The following is a 16620-nucleotide window of genomic DNA, read 5'->3' as shown; positions in this document are numbered from 1 at the left end:
GGTATCACGATGATAATCGACGAGACCGATGAACCAACTCCGCAACATCTGAACATCATGGACAGCATGGGCGGTCGATATTCGATTTTTCTTGAAAACGGCGCAACGGATCCGGTACTTGACGAAAGTCGGTTGGCCGCCGCAATTGATCAAGCGCCCGCGATTTTTCTAAGCCTGTCGGCGTCTTCAAAGAAAGCACTTCATCTTCTTGACGGCTATCCGAATGACATATTGCTTGATCTGCATGACTATGATGGGATGAACCCATGGTATGATGATTTCATCGCGTGCGCGGACATCATCCAACTGTCGAACGTGTCTTTGCCTGATCCAGAACCTGTTATCGAAAGGCTGCTTTCCGCGCGCGCGCGGCAGGTTGTCTTGACCAAGGCAAGTGCGGGTGCTGAGGTTTTTACTGAAAAGCAACACATCCGTATTCCGGCATGCAAGTCCGTCATGAAAGACAGCAATGGGGCCGGCGACGCGTTTTCGGTGGCGCTTTGGCATGCGCAAAACCAACACAAACCGCTAGAGGTTGCCGGAGCATTCGCAGCTGCCACAGCCGCTTTTGTGGTCGAATGCGAAGCACTGTGCCCGCCAGAACTGCGCATTGACGCAATCGAAGAACGGGCCGCACGACTATTGGCGGCTAGCGATTGAAAACGGTCTGAACATGTTCGCACAGCAAAGGTGTGTTCAGATTATTTGCTTCTTTCGACAAACAGATAGTACTATCCATAGACCGAACTTGGCCACAGAGAAGGTTTACCATGCGCATTGCAGCATTGATTGTCATTGGCCTTGTCGCGGTTGTGCACGCCTATATCGCCTGGTTCGAAATATTCGCCTGGGAAACGCGGGGGCCAAAAGTATTTACATCATTTCCTGACGACCTTTTTCCGCAGACCGTTACGATGGCGGCAAATCAGGGGGTCTATAATGCTTTTCTATCTGCGGGGTTGTTTTGGGCGCTTTTGATCAAAGATCGGAAATGGCAACGTAACATAGCAGTATGTTTCTTGCTGTTTGTTGTGGTCGCAGGGATTTTTTGTGGCGCGACCGTCACAATACGCGCCGTTTATATACAAGCGATCCCCGCAGTTCTCGGTCTTGTTCTTTTATATTTTAGCTCCAGGATATCTGCTGAAAATCAAGTTGATTAGCGTTTGAACGGCTAACTGAATATTTGCCAACTCAAAGCGTGATCAGATCGCCGGACGGTTCCACTAGAACAATGCGCGTGACCTCTGGAAAGCGTTTTACGATTTGGCGAATGTCGTCATGGTGGGCCAGTGTCAAGGCGGTTGATAAGCCATCCGCCAACGTCGCATTTGTTGCAGTTACGGATACGGTGGACCATTGCGCTTGCGCATTTGGATGCATAATATGCGGCTGCCCTGCAACGGAACTTGCATTGGGGCTGGATGTCGCAACAGCCTGATTATTCAGTGTAATATGCCCCATAAGCCCATGATCCGGGTCTTCCAGGCCAAGCTGGAACGGCCCGCCAATGGCGGCGTGTTCCCCGATGTTCACCAATGTGTCGGTGGCCCCATGTGTGCGCAGATAATCGCAGATCATGTCTGTCGCATAGCCCTGCGCGATCCCGTTCAGGCTGATGCGCTGACCACGGACCAATTGTAAGGCATTCGGCGACCGCTGCACCTTGTTCCACCCAAATCCTGCGGTGCTATCACGCCCTGCAGTCCGGTGATGCCAAAGGGTCTGGATGGACGGATCGAACAGTCCGCCGGTGTCCATATAAAGCCGATCCACCTGATCCAATAACGTGATCCAGTCAGGCGATAGACCTTCAAGATGGTTTTGATCGTTCAGTCTGACCAGCTGTGAGGTTGGATTATAAAGGCTGAATTGATGTTCGATCCGGATCAACTGCGCTTGAATATTTGCCATCAAAAGATCCACGTCACGACGTAGGCCGTTCAGCGCCACATGCACCTGCGCGCCCAGTGCATAGCCGTTCCAATGATGTGTCGCCCCTAGCGCAGGGGCTGCGGCCATAGACGCTGCAATTGTCAAAAACCGGCGACGACAGATCATTTGGCGGCAACCCCCCGTGTTTCACGCCGGTCCGAGATAATCAGTGGCACGCATTTTTTAGGATCATCATGGATCGTCACGCATTCAAGACACCCAAAGCATTCAGAATATTGAATTTTTCCAGATTTGGCGATGGCGCCATAGTCGCATTTGACCTTGCATAATTGGCAAGGCGATCCGCATTCTGCGCGCCGTTCTATCCAGTTGCGACCGCGCAACAGCCCGCCGATCGCCATCAGCGCACCCAAGGGGCAGACATAGCGGCAAAAGCCCTTGAACAGCACCATCGATAGCACCAGCCAGAAAATGGCATAGGCGACATAGTACCATTCGCGGATGAAAAAGGTGGTGATGGCGGTTTTAAATGGTTCGACCTCGGCTGCTTTGTCCATGTGGTCGGGTGCGACCAAGACAATTGCGACAAGGCCGGCCAAAATGATATATTTCAGCCATTTTAGACGTTTGTCCCAGGTTTCTGATGGCTCAATTTGTGGCAGGTGCATCCAGCGTCCGATCTGGCTGGTGAATTCTTGCAGTGCGCCAAAGGGGCACAGCCATCCGCAAAACAAAGCACGCCCCCATAGGATAAAGCCGATGATTGTCACAGCCCAGATGACCAGCGAAAATGGATCATACAGCAAAAAGGCAAAGCTGCCGCCGTCAAGGGCTGCGCGCAGGCTGGCAAGGGGGGTGACAATCGACAGCTGCCCCTGGCCCCACCAGCCGATAAAGACGGTGACAAAGCCCAGAATGCCCAATCTGATCTGCGTGAAATAGCGCTGCCCGGCCAACCGATTCAGACGCAGGCCCAACAACAGTAAAACTGCAATCGAAAACAGCGTCAGAAGAATAAGATCATTGGCGCGACCGCGGATGGCCCCGACCCAGGGCGCTGCGGGTTTGACAACCTCGGGCCGGATGAAAAAGCGTGCGTCGGTGACATGGGGCACATTTAGAGTGACAGACCCGATTTCGGGGTGAAACATGCCGTGTTCACGCACGGCTTGCACCTTTAGTGTCCATTCTGTTGTGGGATCAAAGCCCAGACGTCGATCAGTCCGCAGGATCAATACCGCGCCATCCTGCAGCGCAACAGGCAGGTCATCGGACAGTTCCACAAACAGATCGCTGTCACGCAAAGCAATGGGAAACCCGCCTTGTTCAGCGCTGATCCAGTCGGGTGCAGTGTTGCGCACAAAGTCTTCGGACACCAGACCGTGCCGGGCCGTTTCGATTACCAGAATAGGTTCGTCATCGCCGGATATTTGCAAGAATCGTTGCAGATCATCAAAGCTGTCGTCACTTAGCACCGCGCGCGCGATGGACGGTGGGCCGATGTCGATCAGCCATAAATCCAGATAGGGCGCATCTGGGTTGGCTGTGGCTTCGGGGTCGTCGTCGGACCAGATCGTCCCTTTGAATTCGGCGTCTATCTGTTGGTTGGTCACTGTCTTGCGGGTCACTAGCCCTTGATTGATTAAGTCATCCCAGTTCAGATTTTCGGTATACTCCACATTCGGAAAAGCCGGTGCGCTGGCCGCGATGCCGCCCATCTTTTCGCGCGCCACCTGCAGCGTTGCGGCCAGAATGCTTTCATGGGCGATGCGCACGCTGGCCGTGGCTTTGGTCACACCATCCAGATAAACCAGCGCGCTGCTGTCGGACCCTGATCCATAGGGGCTGCCCACGACCAAAGAATCCGATATCGAATGACCGCGATATTGTTCGAAAAATTTGTGAAAGGGCGCTTCGCCCAGACCTGAGACGAAAATCGGTTCATTGTGATCAATCAGTTTGGCATCCAGAAACTGACCGTTCAGATCCAGCACAACCAGAACATTGATAGCGGCCCCCGAAAAGCCGGGCAGGGGCGCCATAGGTTCGGTTTCAAAGACATATCCCGCCTCGGCCCCGCCGGAATTCAGCAACTGATAGACGCCCTTGTCATTCAGCGCTGCGCCCAGTTCCATCGGGGGGGCAATCATCGCGGCGATGATGGCGCGATCTGAAGGCTCTGCAAAGCTTGCTGTTCCCAGATGCATCAGCACAAGGGTCAACCAGCAAATGATGTGGCGCAGTCCTCCCATAGGGTGACGATAGGCAGCAAGCCGGGTGTGCTCTATGGGACGATAGTCGCACTGCAGGGCGCAGCTGTGATATGGCACGATGCCAATATGAAAAGTGCACCTTCGGATCAGATGTCATGGCCTGTTCTGGCCTGTTCAGTCGTCTTGCTTGTGATGCTTTGGCAAGGGGCTGCGATCATGACAGCGGATGCCACGATCATGCCGGGCCCGGCGGCGGTCTGGGCCATTATGATGAACGAAGCGCAAAGCGGAGAGTTATGGCATCACACGCTTGCCACCTTGATCCGCGTGTTGCTGGCCTTTTCCATCGCGATGGGCGCAGGCATGTTGATCGGGATCGGTCTGGGGTTAAGCCCGTGGGCCAACAGATGGTTTGGGCCGTGGGTGGTGGTGTTTCAGAACATTCCTGCATTGGTGGTGATTGTGCTGTGCTATCTTTGGATTGGTCTGAATGAAACCGCAGCGATCATCGCGGTGGCTGTCAACAAGACCGCAATGGTCGCCGTCACGATCCGCGAAGGCGTGCGCACGCTTGACCCCAAAGTCAACGACATGGCCCGCAGTTTCAGGCTGTCACGTGTCATATGGGTGCGGCACATCCTGTTGCCGCAACTGACCCCCTTTATTGCGGCCAGCATGCGTAATGGTTTGGCGATTATTTGGAAAATTGTGCTAGTCGTCGAGTTTCTGGGCCGGTCCGACGGCGTTGGCTTTCAGATACACCTTTACTTTCAGCTGTTTGAAACCGGATATGTACTGGCCTATGCGTTCACTTTCGTGGCCGTCATGCTGGTGCTGGAATATGCGGTGATCCAGGTGTGGGAAACGCGAACCTCGCGTTGGCGTCAGGTACGTAGCACGTGAGTTGGAACCATATTGGAATCTCAAAAACTAGCTTTGGGTTCGAAACGGTCATAGGCCAATGGAGCCTGAAACGCCGTTTTCAGGATGGTTTCGCCTTCAAAATGTTAGGCCCAAAGCGGCAGATGCTTCTGCGCGCCGCTCGAAGGGCCGCTTATGACACGATCCTGCCCCCCTACTGGAACGGACCCCAGTAAGGTTGATTTCGTTGATTGCTTTAAAAGGTCTTGGCTAATGTCAATTTGATGTTACGGCCTGGCGCGGGACGTGTTGACAAGCGTCGCGAATAATCGTGATCAAAGACATTTTCTATACCCAGTCGGATTTCGGTTCCTTGTAATGCGCCGTTTTGCGGCCGATATGTTGCACGCCAATTGCTGACGGCAAATCCAGGCACGTCGGGGGCCGTATCCTCAAAAGTACGATCCGCGATAACTTCCCAACTTAGATCAAGTTCGTCATCGAACCGCCTACCTAATGTAAACTGCACGCCATCTGCAGGTAAGCCGCGCCAGAATGACGATGATCCGTCGGCCTCATACCCCCGGCCATCTGTGATGTTCGCGTTGAAATCTGCATAAAACCCCGTTTCTATGGCATAGTTTGCTTCGATCTCAAGACCTTCTGTTTCGATCCGATCAAGTGGCTCTGTCATAGAGCCTGGTGCCGTAAACGATGTCACATCCCATAATTCAGTGTTATAGATATTGGCTTTAATAGCAAAATTATCATTGTCGCGAAACAGGCCCACAGCATCATAAGACGCCCCAATTTCATAGGTGCGGGATTTTTCAGACTGGGTTCTGAACCTTGCTGTGTTCAAATCATCAATGATGGGCAGACTTTCGGTATATGCCGCGCTGGCAAAGATAGCGATGTTGTTTTCAAATGCATACCTTACAGACAAGCCACCCATTAACGCGTCATTATCGAAATCAACATCTTCGCTTGCTGCGCCGTTTGTCGTCTGTCCCTCGATCTGCGATCTTTCATAACGCAACGCAGGCGTGACCGTCCAAGCCCGCCCGATCTGCATGTCATTCACGGCAAATATGGCAATGCGATCATCTGTTCCACCAGGTGCGGCTGAGCCCGCATCACGGCGATCTTTATTGATAAACTCCAGCCCCATGCGCAATTCATGCGATATTGCGCCGGTTTCAAACAAACTTGTATTTTTCAACGCCAATTTTGTTGTTTCATATCGATGATCTGCATTCACAGTGGCAAAGCCGCCTGTCGGAAAACCACCTGGAAACATGCAAGGGTTCGATGGCAGATCACAGGTTGAACTGCCCGGAACATATTCCTGTTCAATTTCCTGATCTGCATAAGATAGGATCACATCTAGATCGATCATATCATTAACTGCCGGATTGTAATTATACGTCAGTGATGCTGTGCGTGAATCCACTGTGCGATCCACATTGCCAAACACACCGCCCGTGACGAAAAACGTATCATAGGGAACATCGCTTTCGTCGGTTCGACTATCTGTATAGGACAAGGTCAGGGACTGATCCATATCATTTCCAAAGGCATATCGGCCCTTTAACAAAATCGATGGCAGGCTAAATTCGCTTGATCCTATTTCATTGCCGTCGCCATCGGTCTGGTTACCCTGTTCACGCCAAGTATAGTTAAATAGCAATTCAACATTTTCATCTGGCTGCCACGCCAGAATAGACGAACTGGTGATACCATCGCCATTGCTTGAAAATTGCAGGGTTTGACGAGCGGCAAATCCGGGTTCACCCCCAGTGAAATCTGCGGCGTCTTTCGTTTCCAGTATAACCGCGCCGCCAACAATACCTGATCCAAATTCAAAACTGCCCACTGTACCACGAATGACCTCAACCGATCGATAAAGGGACGGGTCAGTGAAAAGCTGCGTTCCAATGCGGTAAATTTCTTCAGCGCCAACATTTGCCCCGTCGACAATAATAGCGACTTTCTGATCCGTCCCAAAAGTCGAGTTCGCGCCAAACCCACGAATGTTTATCCCCGAACCTTGGGGGGTTGACCCATTAACAAGGTTTACACCGGGCGCACTGTCAACAATTTCGGCAACAGTGCCTGGCTGACGATCGTCAATCTCTTGCTGATCAATTTCAGTGACCGCTGCGGCGCGATCTGTTTGAACCTCGCGCTTGCTTTCACCAAGCACTAACGTGCCCAGATCAACTTCGGTTTCTGCTTTGACGTTTACTATTGTAAGGCAAAGTGCTGCCGTGACAGATGTCGTTATGCGCAAATATACGCGGGTATTTATTGAAGACATTATTCCCCTGACCAGCTCGTATCTATCGACGAAGGCTTGCGAAGGGCTTGCGTGTCGTAATTTGTTTTGCGGCACATGTTCGTACCGCTTGCATTCATAATTTAATCTTACTAAAAGTGTCAACAATGTTATGCGGGGGATGAAATCCTGCTGATAGCCAAGCCCGCAAGAAGGGCCAGCCAATCAATTTAATCAGACAATGATGAGGTTTTGATGTGGCTGACCTAACCCCGAATGAGATTCGTGAACGACGCGCAGATGCGCCTAAAATGCGCGACCGTGACTTTGCAGGTCAGATCGGTATATCAGAAGCAGAATTAATTGCTGCACATTGTGGCAAAGGCGTCACCCGGATTAATGCACACCCTGATGTCATTATGCCTGTGGCCACAAAATTGGGTGAAGTCATGGCTTTGACCCGAAATTTGTCTTGCGTACATGAAAAAACGGGCACCTACGACAATTATCATCCAGGCCAGCACGCGGCCATGATCCTGACCGAAGACATAGATTTGCGCATATTTCCAAATCATTGGCAGCATGGTTTTGCAGTGGAAAAGGAAACAGAAAATGGCATGCGCCGCAGCCTGCAAATCTATGATGCAGCGGGCGACGCAGTGCACAAGATATTTCTGCGCGACAGCTCAAATCTGGATGTATGGCAAGATATTAAATCATCACTTGCCATGGAAAGCCAAGATCAGACACAGGTTGTAAGTTCGCGGATTCCACCTGAGACGCCTAAGGCCGATCCCTCAAAGGTGGATGTATTACGAAAGGAATGGGTGCGCATGACTGACACACATCAGTTCATGCGGTTAACCTCAAAACTCAAGATGAACCGGCTTGGCGCTTACCGGATTGCTGGGGCCCCCTTCGTGCGTGCGCTTCGCCCTGATGCGATTGACCAAATGCTGCAAAAGCTGCAGCAGACGGGAACTGGCGTTATGGTTTTTGTTGGGAACAAGGGCTGCATTCAAATCCATTCCGGTTGGATTAAGACTTTGCGCCCTATGGGGCCATGGCAAAACGTTATGGATCCCGGCTTCAATTTACATTTACGCCTTGATCACATCGCCGAAGTTTGGGCGGTAGACAAGCCTACGCAACGCGGTCCTGCCATTTCTGTTGAAGCTTTTGACAAACACGGGGCTTTGATTTTCCAGGTGTTCGGTGTTGGTAAGGAAGGCCGCGATAGCCGGGCTGAATGGCGTGAAATTGTCAACGACTTGGATAGCTTGCACATGGAAGCTGTATCATGATGTGTTCTGATAAGCGGTCTTCCATTCTTATGATAATAACGTTTCTGATTGTTTTTTGGGGTGCAGGAACAGCGCTTTGGGTGTCGTCAAGTGCCGCACAACAAGTGGATTCCAATGCCGATGTACTGTCCATCGGCGGATCAGTGACCGAGATTATTTACGCTTTGGATCAACAACATCGTCTTGTTGCGCGCGACACCACGTCTGTTTTTCCACCCGATGCTACGCGATTGCCAGATGTTGGGTATATGCGTGCGCTTTCTGCCGAAGGCGTCTTGTCAGTCGGGCCTGCAATGATCATTGCCGAAGAAGGTGCCGGCCCGCCTGAAACGATCGAGTTGCTTCAGGCCGCTTCCATCCCATTTATCGAAATTCCCGATGCCTATAACCTTGAGGGTATCGTCGCGAAAATTCATGCTGTGGGCGCGGCGTTAGACGTAGAAGATAAAGCACAGGCGCTGGCAGATCAGGTTGCCACTGATTTTGCGCAGGCCGAAGCGCGTGCCAACGATTACGATGGTATGCCCAAAAAGGTGCTTTTCATTCTAAGCACTCAAGGCGGGCGTATTCTGGCGTCGGGCACAGGTACAGCCGCAGATGGGATTATCCGCATGGCGGGTGCAGTGAATGCGGTGACTGCGTTTGAGGGCTATAAACCGATGACGGATGAAGCGATTAGCGCTGCTGCACCTGATGTCATCTTGATGATGGACCGTACTGGTGATCACAACGTACCGGATAGCGAGCTGTTCGCGATGCCTGCCATTATCCCGACCCCTGCTGCAGAAAACCGCGCCATCATAAGGATGAATGGGCTTTATCTATTAGGATTTGGTCCCCGCACATCCGAAGCCATTTTAGACTTAAATTTAGCCATCTACGGAGGCTGATAATATGGTATCGCTCAGTGATGTTCCACTGACCAAGGATCGCTTTCAGACTGCCCGCGCAGCTCACCTGTGGTTGGTGTTACTGCTGGTTAGTGTCAGCGTAACCAGTTTGGCTGTTGGCGCATCAGGGACATCGCTTTGGGGTGCATTTGCCAAGATCCTTTCGGGGCAATCCCTGTCGCAGATGGAAAAAGTTGTGCTGTGGGATATCCGCGCACCGCGTCTGCTTCTTGGCATCAGTGTTGGGGCTGCTTTGGCTGTTGCAGGCGCTGTTATGCAGGGGCTTTTTCGTAACCCGCTGGCTGATCCCGGATTGGTCGGTGTCAGCGCAGGGGCCGGTCTGGGGGCCATCAGTGCAATTGTTCTTGGGTCAACCCTGCCGATTGGGATAGTGGCGCTGGCTGGTAATGCGCTGATCCCTGTTGCGGCATTCTTCGGTGGCTGGTTGTCGACAATCGTATTGTACCGCGTTGCCACACGCGGCGGACGCACATCGGTTGCAACTATGCTATTAGCGGGTATCGCGCTTGGGGCACTTGCGGGCGCGCTGTCTGGCATTCTTGTCTATATTGCGGATGATCGGCAATTACGCGATCTGACCTTTTGGGGACTAGGATCGCTGGCCGGGGCCACGTGGGGTAAGGTTGCCGTTGCGGCCCCTATCATTCTGCTATCCATTCTGGGGGCCTTTACCCTGGGGCGGGGCCTGAATGGCTTGGCACTGGGCGAAGTGACGGCGCATCATATCGGCATACCCGTTCAACGCATGAAAAACCTTTCTATTCTGGTTGTCGCGGCAGCAACAGGCGCAGCCGTGGCTGTGTCTGGTGGCATCGGGTTCATAGGCATTGTCGTACCACATCTTTTACGCCTTTGGACTGGGCCGGACCATCGCACACTGTTGATCAATGCAGCACTTTTAGGGGCAAGCCTATTGCTGCTGGCCGATGTGATCAGTCGTGTGATCATCGCTCCCGCAGAACTGCCCATTGGGATTGTCACCGCTGTCTTAGGTGCGCCGGTGTTTCTTTGGATATTGCTTCGCCGCCGTGGCATGGTGGATCTGTAAAATGTTGATCGCAAATGATATCACAGTTCAACTGGGACACCGCACAATCCTGTCAAATGTTAATTTTAACGCACAGCCGGGTACAGTAACAGCGATTGTTGGACCAAATGGTTCAGGCAAAACGACACTTCTACGGGCTTTGAGCGGTGATGTGGATTATAGCGGTCAGGTCTTGTTAAACGGCTGTGACACCCGTCAATTAAAGTCATGGGAATTAGCGGCCGAACGCGCGGTATTGCCACAAGCCAGCACATTGGCGTTCCCCTTTACGGTGATTGAAGTGGTCCGAATTGGTCTGCAAAGCGGCACCTCTGGCGAAACTGACAGCGTCGCAATGCAGGCCCTGAACCTTGTCGGTTTGCCCCACTATGCCAACCGCTTTTTTCAAGAACTATCAGGCGGTGAACAACAGCGTGTTCAACTGGCCCGCGTGTTGGCGCAGGTCTGGGATCCGGTTTTGGATGGTACGCCGCGTTGGTTGCTCTTGGATGAACCAGTGGCCAGTCTTGATATCGGACACCAATTGCAGATCATGGATATTGCACGCAACTTTGCCCACGCAGGTGGTGGTGTAATCACTGTAATGCATGATCTGAACCTGACCGCCCTCTATGCCGATAGCGTTGCAGTACTGGCGCATGGATCAGTTCTGGCCCATGACAGCCCAATGCAGGTAATGACTGACGCGATCTTATCCAAAGCTTATGAATGCTCAGTCAAAGTGAATACCCCACCACCTTCAGGTTTCACGTATCTTCTTCCTCACAGCGCAGGATTGGCCACTGTGTCACAAGATAGCTTATGATACGTCTGTTTCTGATAATTCTATGTATGCCGTTGACTGGGATGGCAGATACTGCCGACCGCGTGCGTGATGACGCATTGATGCAGGCTGATATCATCATTCTGGGCGAAATCCATGACAATGGTTTTCATCATAAAGGGCAAGCAGAACTGATTGAACGGATCAATCCAAAGGCAGTTGTGTTTGAGATGCTTTCGTCTGCTCAGGCCGCACAGATCAATGCAGATCCGCGTGATAATCTTGCCGTGCTTGGGCATCGAATTGGTTGGGCAGAGGCGGGTTGGCCAGATTTCGCGCTTTACCAACCTGTTTTTGAGGCTCTTGGGGAGACCCCTGTCGTTGGGGCGGCACAGCCTCGTGATAAGGTGCGGCGTGCATTTTCTGAAACAGCGTTTGGCGTTTTCGGACCAGAAGGTACAAGATTTGATCTTGATCAATCTTTGCCTGACGAACAAATGGCGCTTCGTAAAGATATGCAATTTCGCGCCCATTGTAATGCGATGCCTATGGATATGATGGCCGGAATGGTCGAAGCACAACGGTATCGTGATGCCAGTTTTGCTGCTGTCATGCTTGCGACTTTGGATGAATATGGCGCTCCGATCGTGCTGATTGCTGGCAATGGACATGCGCGCACAGATTGGGGTGTACCAGCCATGATCATACTATCGGAACCTAATATCAAAACCCTGTCCATCGGATTTATCGAACGGCCGCAGCCCGATAGCATTCCGCCATTCGATATAACCATCATGACAGATCCTGCGATACGTGCTGATCCATGTGATGCTTTCAACAACTGACTCGGAAGATGAAAATGTATATTGCTATGAACCGCTTTACCGTTACGACCGAAAATGCCGATGCATTTGAAGCCCTCTGGCTGGGCCGCGACAGTCATTTAAAAGATATGAAAGGGTTTGTGGAATTTCACATGCTCAAAGGCCCCGAGGAAGACGGTAAACTTCTTTACGCCTCACATACAGTCTGGTCATCCGAAGACGCGTTTCACAACTGGACCCGCAGCGATGCCTTTCGCGCGGCACATAAGGATGCAGGCAGCACAGCAAAACTGCACGAAGGCACACCGAAATTCGAAGGCTTTTCCACCATACAACATATCGTGTGACTTATGCAGATTAGTCCAGCCACCCCCGTATTTCGCAGCTTTGATGAAGCCAAAGCACGGGCTTTTTATATCGATTACCTAGGTTTTAGGTGGGACGGTGATCATCGCTTTTATGATGGCGCGCCAGTTTATGCGTTTTTGTCGCGTGGGCCTTTAAATCTGCATCTTAGTGAACATCATGGCGATTGCACGCCAGGCTCTACGATCATGGTAAATGTATCAGATGTACAAGCCATTTTGAACGATTTACGCAGCCGCAACCACCCGAATATGAATCCTGATCTGGAAGAACTGCCATGGGGAGTGCAGATCACTGTGACTGATCCTTTTGGCAACCGCATTCGCTTTCTTCAATCAGATACTCACACATTCAAAAATACTTAGGACTCCGTATGAAGTATGCTTTAATCATCATTGCCTTTTGTTTACCGGCCCCGCAGTTGGCCGCAGAAACAAATCAAAAAACTGATCAAATAACGGTTGAATTGAATGCAGCGAAAACACACGAAGGCAGCTGTCAATTAATCTTTATGGTGACGAACAGCAGCGCGATAACTGTCATGAAAGTTGTATATGAAGCCGTGCTGTTCGATAAAAATGGGCAAGTCAACCGACTTACTCTGTTCGACTTCGGAAGTTTGCCATCGCAAAGACCGCGCGTTCGCCAATTCGCAGTACCGCAAATGACTTGTGAAAATCTGGGGCGCGTTCTGTTCAATGGGGCCAGTACATGCGTTGGTGACGGATTGGATGAAACCCTGTGTGATAATGGGTTTCTGCCATCATCGCGCATAGATATTGAGGTTTTGGGTTGATGAACGGCTTCTTGGATTGGTTTGGCCCAATACGTCAGATCGCTGATATTGGCGGCCCTGTTGTCATCCTTTTGATGATGGTATCCGTTCTGACCTTGTCAGTTATGCTCTATAAACTTTGGCAGTTTTCTGCAGCAGGCGTGGGGCGTCACACGGCTTTGTCACAGGCGATCCGCGCATGGGATTGTAATGATCATAGTGCCGCGCGAACGTCACTGAGCAACTCGAAAAGTTACTTGGCACCAATCATTGATATGGCCCTGTCTGACCACACGGCTGCACGTCTTCAAGCCGAAGCCGAGTTGCGGTTTGGCAGGCTAGAACAAGGTTTGCGGTTTTTGGACAGCGTCGCACAATTGGCCCCGCTTTTGGGATTGTTTGGCACTGTTCTGGGCATGATAGAGGCATTTCAGGCCTTGCAGATCGCTGGCTCACAGGTCGATCCATCAATTCTGGCTGGCGGTATCTGGGTCGCACTTTTAACCACAGCAGTCGGGTTAGTGGTGGCAATGCCAACTGCACTTGTGCTTAGCTGGTTCGAAGGCAGAATGGAAGCTGAACGCGTATTCGCAGATAAGGCAATCATGACCATTCTGTCGCCGGGTGGCGATGTAAATGTCGATACTGCGACTATGGTGCCTGCCCATGGCTAGGCTGCGCAAACGCCGCCGCAGATTGTCTATGACATCCCTGATTGATGTGATTTTCCTGCTATTGCTTTTCTTTATGCTCAGTTCGACTTTTTCAAAGTTTGCCGAAGTCGAATTGGTCGCGGCACAAGGCAACGCCGCGACACCCACAGATGTATCTCGTGCTTTTCTTCAGCTAGCCAGCGATACTGTGCGCTTGAATGGGGACATAACGACATTGGATAACGTGGCTGCATTACTGCGCGCGCAGGCAAAACCTGGCACTGAAGTTTTGGTCAGTTTGCAAAATGACATCAACGCTCAACGTCTGACCGACCTTTTGGTGGTGTTAGGCAGTCTTCCAGATCTATCCGTGACAGTCTTGGGGTCCTGACGGATGCGCAGACAAAAGCGGCAGAAACCACATCGCGAACCTACGATCGCCTTGATCAATATTGTTTTTCTAATGTTGATCTTTTTTATGGTTGCCGGAAGCTTGTCTCAGTCTGTGGAAAAATCACTTAATCTTGTTCAAACCAGTGATATCCAAGGGCGCGCGCCCTTGGATGCTTTGATCATTTATCCAAATGGGCGGATGCAATATCGCGGTGCGGATCAGACTAGCGCAGGGTTGTTTTTGTCTGAATTGACCGCTGAAGAACAGAAAGTCGTACGGCTTGTTCCCGATCGTGAGTTGCCAGCCCAAACATTAGTTCAAATCGCGCGTGATTTGCGGGCAGGTGGTGCAGGTCAGATCATGATCGTGACCGAGCGGGGACTAAAATGATCGCCAGTTCGCGCAAGATGCAGATTGCAGCTTTGGCCAGTGCCTTTGTTTTGCATCTTGGCTTTGGTATCGGAATGGCCCCCGAAACTATGGTTCAAGTTGAAAGCACCCAAGGGGCGCTTGAGGCAAGAATAGGCACAAGTTTTGCAGATATGGCTGCGGGAACGCTAACGTCACATGTTGCTAATCAAATAACTGAAAGGGTTCAACCTGACGAAGTGGCTGAAATTATACCCCCAACGTCTTTGCCCGATATCAAGACAAATACGATTGAGGTCCTAAAGCCGACCCCTTCAGAAACACCATTACTCAATACCACTGAAATTCTGCCCGCTGATACGTTGCCGAATACCAGCCCCGTGGCATCAATGCGCCCGAAAAACCGCCCAGAAAACATTGCGACAAGAAATACGCAAACGACGGTTCAGCCAACGCCACCCGCACCGGGCAACGCCAAGCAGAATAATACGCAAGGCTCAAGCACAGGGGCCAGGCAATCTCGGGCAAAGGTGCAAGGTACTGCCGCTGGAACCAGCAGGCGCAGTGGGAATGCAGAAATCAGCAATTATCCAGGCCGGGTCATGAGCCAAATTTCCCGTGTTCCAAAACCACGCGTCAGATCATCAGGGTCGGCGGTTATTTCTTTTTCTATCTCATCTAATGGTGGACTGGCCAGGGTGTCATTGACCCGAAGTTCTGGCTTTGGTGAATTAGACAGAGCTGCTATTGATGTTATTCGAAAAGCTGCGCCTTTTCCAATACCACCAAATGGTGCACAGAAATCGTTTTCAATCACAATTACAGGTAGATAAGGTCGAAACTAAAAAGCGGATGTTCACAAGACTACACCAACTAGAATTTTGGGCTACAAACGGTGAGCTGCAACGCTTCGGTTCAGTGTCATAAGGCAGCCCTGAGAGCGGCCATCTTCATCGCATGCATGCCGGTTATCACTACCCGTCCGAGCTTAGACCTTTGATCAATTCGCCCTGCTGCTGATGTGAAACAGGCAAGTAACTTGACGCGGTTGTTGTGAAATTTTCGTGCCCCATATTTTGCGACCAAGCCTTTTACGTAGCCAACGGCAAATTGCGGTCGCTTAATTCATGCCCCAGCGTCTTGCGAACGCTGTGCGCGCCGTAGGGATACATCTGCACCTTAACGAACGCATCGCGAAAAACTTCATTCACCTTCGTGAAATAACAATAAGAAAAGACACAGTCGGATCAAATTGGACCGGATCAAATGGCGCTTAGTGATTTTTTATTATTTAACAACAATATGTTATATTAATATTGGCAAAGCTCTAGCTAAAGCCCTCTCGCAGCCTCCAAGTCGAACAGACACAAAAAAAGGAGCGGCGTTGGGGGCATTGATTGAAGATTATCTGTCGACCTCTAACCGGTCGCCTATCGAGAGCTAAGGACCACGGCCAATCCTAGCCTCATCTGACCTAAATTTTTAACGGTTCTGGCTCAACCCATACCGTGCGATAGCGCGTTCTGAACACCCTAAGTATCGTCTTACGGGTCGCGATAAACCGGTCACGCTGGCCCCTACATGAGCTATGGCGGCAGTTTAAGCACGTGAAATGACCTACGGGCGAACTGTTGCGGGGTCTGCCTAACGATGTGTGGGATGCCAACCGCGCCAAAAAAATGCGCGAAATCGACGCGCAGCTGTTGGGTCTGTTTGTCACCCGTGCGGCAATCTCAGATGTGTCGAGTGACAACTTCCACAACTTCATGGAAAATCATGTCAGCGCTTTGCAGAGATACTGCGACGCGCATTCAATGGCATTAGATGAACGGATTCGGAAGGCTGGGACAAGATATCGCTGGATTTGACTTGTAAAAGGGCTTATTTCGTTGAAAAACTCCTGCTTGATTGATGACCTAACGGCTGATTCAATTCCCTTATTGGTTGGGGGCATTGGCGATGATG

The 16620-nt window shown here is 51.2% G+C and carries 18 protein-coding genes; 15 read left to right on the top strand and 3 right to left on the bottom strand.

Annotated elements, in window-relative coordinates; all coding sequences use genetic code 11:
- Positions 1–9 precede the first annotated feature (9 nt).
- Complete coding sequence (locus HRQ87_RS15610; RefSeq protein WP_174139373.1) at positions 10–660, top strand: carbohydrate kinase family protein; 651 nt, start codon at positions 10–12, stop codon at positions 658–660.
- Positions 661–692: 32 nt separating this feature from the next.
- On the top strand, positions 693–1163 hold the full coding sequence (locus tag HRQ87_RS15605; RefSeq protein WP_343035335.1) for a DUF1304 domain-containing protein: 471 nt from the start codon (positions 693–695) through the stop codon (positions 1161–1163).
- A gap of 31 nt (positions 1164–1194) precedes the next feature.
- Here HRQ87_RS15605 and HRQ87_RS15600 read toward each other — a convergent pair whose 3' ends face one another.
- Together HRQ87_RS15600 and HRQ87_RS15595 are read right to left on the bottom strand one after the other, a co-directional pair.
- Positions 1195–2061, bottom strand: coding sequence for an FAD:protein FMN transferase (locus HRQ87_RS15600; RefSeq protein WP_174139372.1), 867 nt, complete (start codon positions 2059–2061; stop codon positions 1195–1197).
- Positions 2058–4103: a 4Fe-4S binding protein gene (locus HRQ87_RS15595; protein WP_246252354.1), complete on the bottom strand. Its 2046-nt coding sequence runs from the start codon at positions 4101–4103 to the stop codon at positions 2058–2060. The genes HRQ87_RS15600 and HRQ87_RS15595 overlap by 4 nt, the downstream gene beginning before the upstream one ends.
- A gap of 132 nt (positions 4104–4235) precedes the next feature.
- Between HRQ87_RS15595 and HRQ87_RS15590 the strand changes: the two genes are divergently transcribed.
- Positions 4236–5012 carry an ABC transporter permease gene (locus HRQ87_RS15590; RefSeq protein WP_246252344.1) on the top strand — a complete coding sequence of 259 codons (777 nt, stop codon included), beginning with the start codon at positions 4236–4238 and terminating at the stop codon, positions 5010–5012.
- Positions 5013–5226: 214 nt separating this feature from the next.
- Here the strand turns inward: HRQ87_RS15590 and HRQ87_RS15585 are convergent, their stop codons facing one another.
- Complete coding sequence (locus HRQ87_RS15585) at positions 5227–7290, bottom strand: TonB-dependent receptor domain-containing protein (RefSeq protein ID WP_174139370.1); 2064 nt, start codon at positions 7288–7290, stop codon at positions 5227–5229.
- Between the two features lie 269 nt (positions 7291–7559).
- On the opposite strand from HRQ87_RS15585, the gene HRQ87_RS15580 reads away from it, so the two are divergent.
- The 12 genes from HRQ87_RS15580 to HRQ87_RS15525 all read left to right on the top strand — a co-directional run bounded on the left by HRQ87_RS15580 (position 7560) and on the right by HRQ87_RS15525 (position 15488).
- Positions 7560–8552, top strand: coding sequence for a hemin-degrading factor (locus tag HRQ87_RS15580; protein ID WP_174139478.1), 993 nt, complete (start codon positions 7560–7562; stop codon positions 8550–8552).
- Positions 8553–8581: 29 nt separating this feature from the next.
- The gene (locus HRQ87_RS15575; protein WP_174139477.1) at positions 8582–9442 is read left to right on the top strand and encodes a heme/hemin ABC transporter substrate-binding protein; all 861 of its coding nucleotides are present in this window, start codon (positions 8582–8584) and stop codon (positions 9440–9442) included.
- A 4-nt stretch (positions 9443–9446) separates the two neighbouring features.
- On the top strand, positions 9447–10511 hold the full coding sequence (locus HRQ87_RS15570) for a FecCD family ABC transporter permease (protein ID WP_174139369.1): 1065 nt from the start codon (positions 9447–9449) through the stop codon (positions 10509–10511).
- Between the two features lies 1 nt (position 10512).
- A complete protein-coding gene (locus HRQ87_RS15565) occupies positions 10513–11316 on the top strand; it encodes a heme ABC transporter ATP-binding protein (protein WP_174139368.1) in 804 nt (267 codons plus the stop codon).
- A 41-nt stretch (positions 11317–11357) separates the two neighbouring features.
- A complete protein-coding gene (locus HRQ87_RS15560) occupies positions 11358–12119 on the top strand; it encodes a ChaN family lipoprotein (RefSeq protein ID WP_174139367.1) in 762 nt (253 codons plus the stop codon).
- A 14-nt stretch (positions 12120–12133) separates the two neighbouring features.
- On the top strand, positions 12134–12445 hold the full coding sequence (hmuQ, locus tag HRQ87_RS15555) for a heme-degrading protein HmuQ (RefSeq protein ID WP_174139366.1): 312 nt from the start codon (positions 12134–12136) through the stop codon (positions 12443–12445).
- Between the two features lie 3 nt (positions 12446–12448).
- Complete coding sequence (locus tag HRQ87_RS15550) at positions 12449–12829, top strand: glyoxalase superfamily protein (protein WP_174139365.1); 381 nt, start codon at positions 12449–12451, stop codon at positions 12827–12829.
- A gap of 176 nt (positions 12830–13005) precedes the next feature.
- On the top strand, positions 13006–13260 hold the full coding sequence (locus tag HRQ87_RS20300; RefSeq protein ID WP_246252339.1) for a hypothetical protein: 255 nt from the start codon (positions 13006–13008) through the stop codon (positions 13258–13260).
- Positions 13260–13913, top strand: coding sequence for a MotA/TolQ/ExbB proton channel family protein (locus HRQ87_RS15540; RefSeq protein ID WP_174139363.1), 654 nt, complete (start codon positions 13260–13262; stop codon positions 13911–13913). Before HRQ87_RS20300 ends, HRQ87_RS15540 begins: the two co-directional genes overlap by 1 nt.
- A complete protein-coding gene (locus HRQ87_RS15535; protein WP_174139362.1) occupies positions 13906–14283 on the top strand; it encodes a biopolymer transporter ExbD in 378 nt (125 codons plus the stop codon). Before HRQ87_RS15540 ends, HRQ87_RS15535 begins: the two co-directional genes overlap by 8 nt.
- Positions 14284–14286: 3 nt before the next feature.
- Complete coding sequence (locus HRQ87_RS15530) at positions 14287–14676, top strand: ExbD/TolR family protein (RefSeq protein ID WP_174139361.1); 390 nt, start codon at positions 14287–14289, stop codon at positions 14674–14676.
- Positions 14673–15488 carry an energy transducer TonB family protein gene (locus HRQ87_RS15525; RefSeq protein ID WP_174139360.1) on the top strand — a complete coding sequence of 272 codons (816 nt, stop codon included), beginning with the start codon at positions 14673–14675 and terminating at the stop codon, positions 15486–15488. The genes HRQ87_RS15530 and HRQ87_RS15525 overlap by 4 nt, the downstream gene beginning before the upstream one ends.
- Positions 15489–16620: the final 1132 nt, after the last annotated feature.

It is taken from the genome of Parasulfitobacter algicola (assembly GCF_013315265.1).
Taxonomy (GTDB): domain Bacteria; phylum Pseudomonadota; class Alphaproteobacteria; order Rhodobacterales; family Rhodobacteraceae; genus Parasulfitobacter; species Parasulfitobacter algicola.
This window is presented reverse-complemented; position numbering and strand designations above follow the sequence as displayed.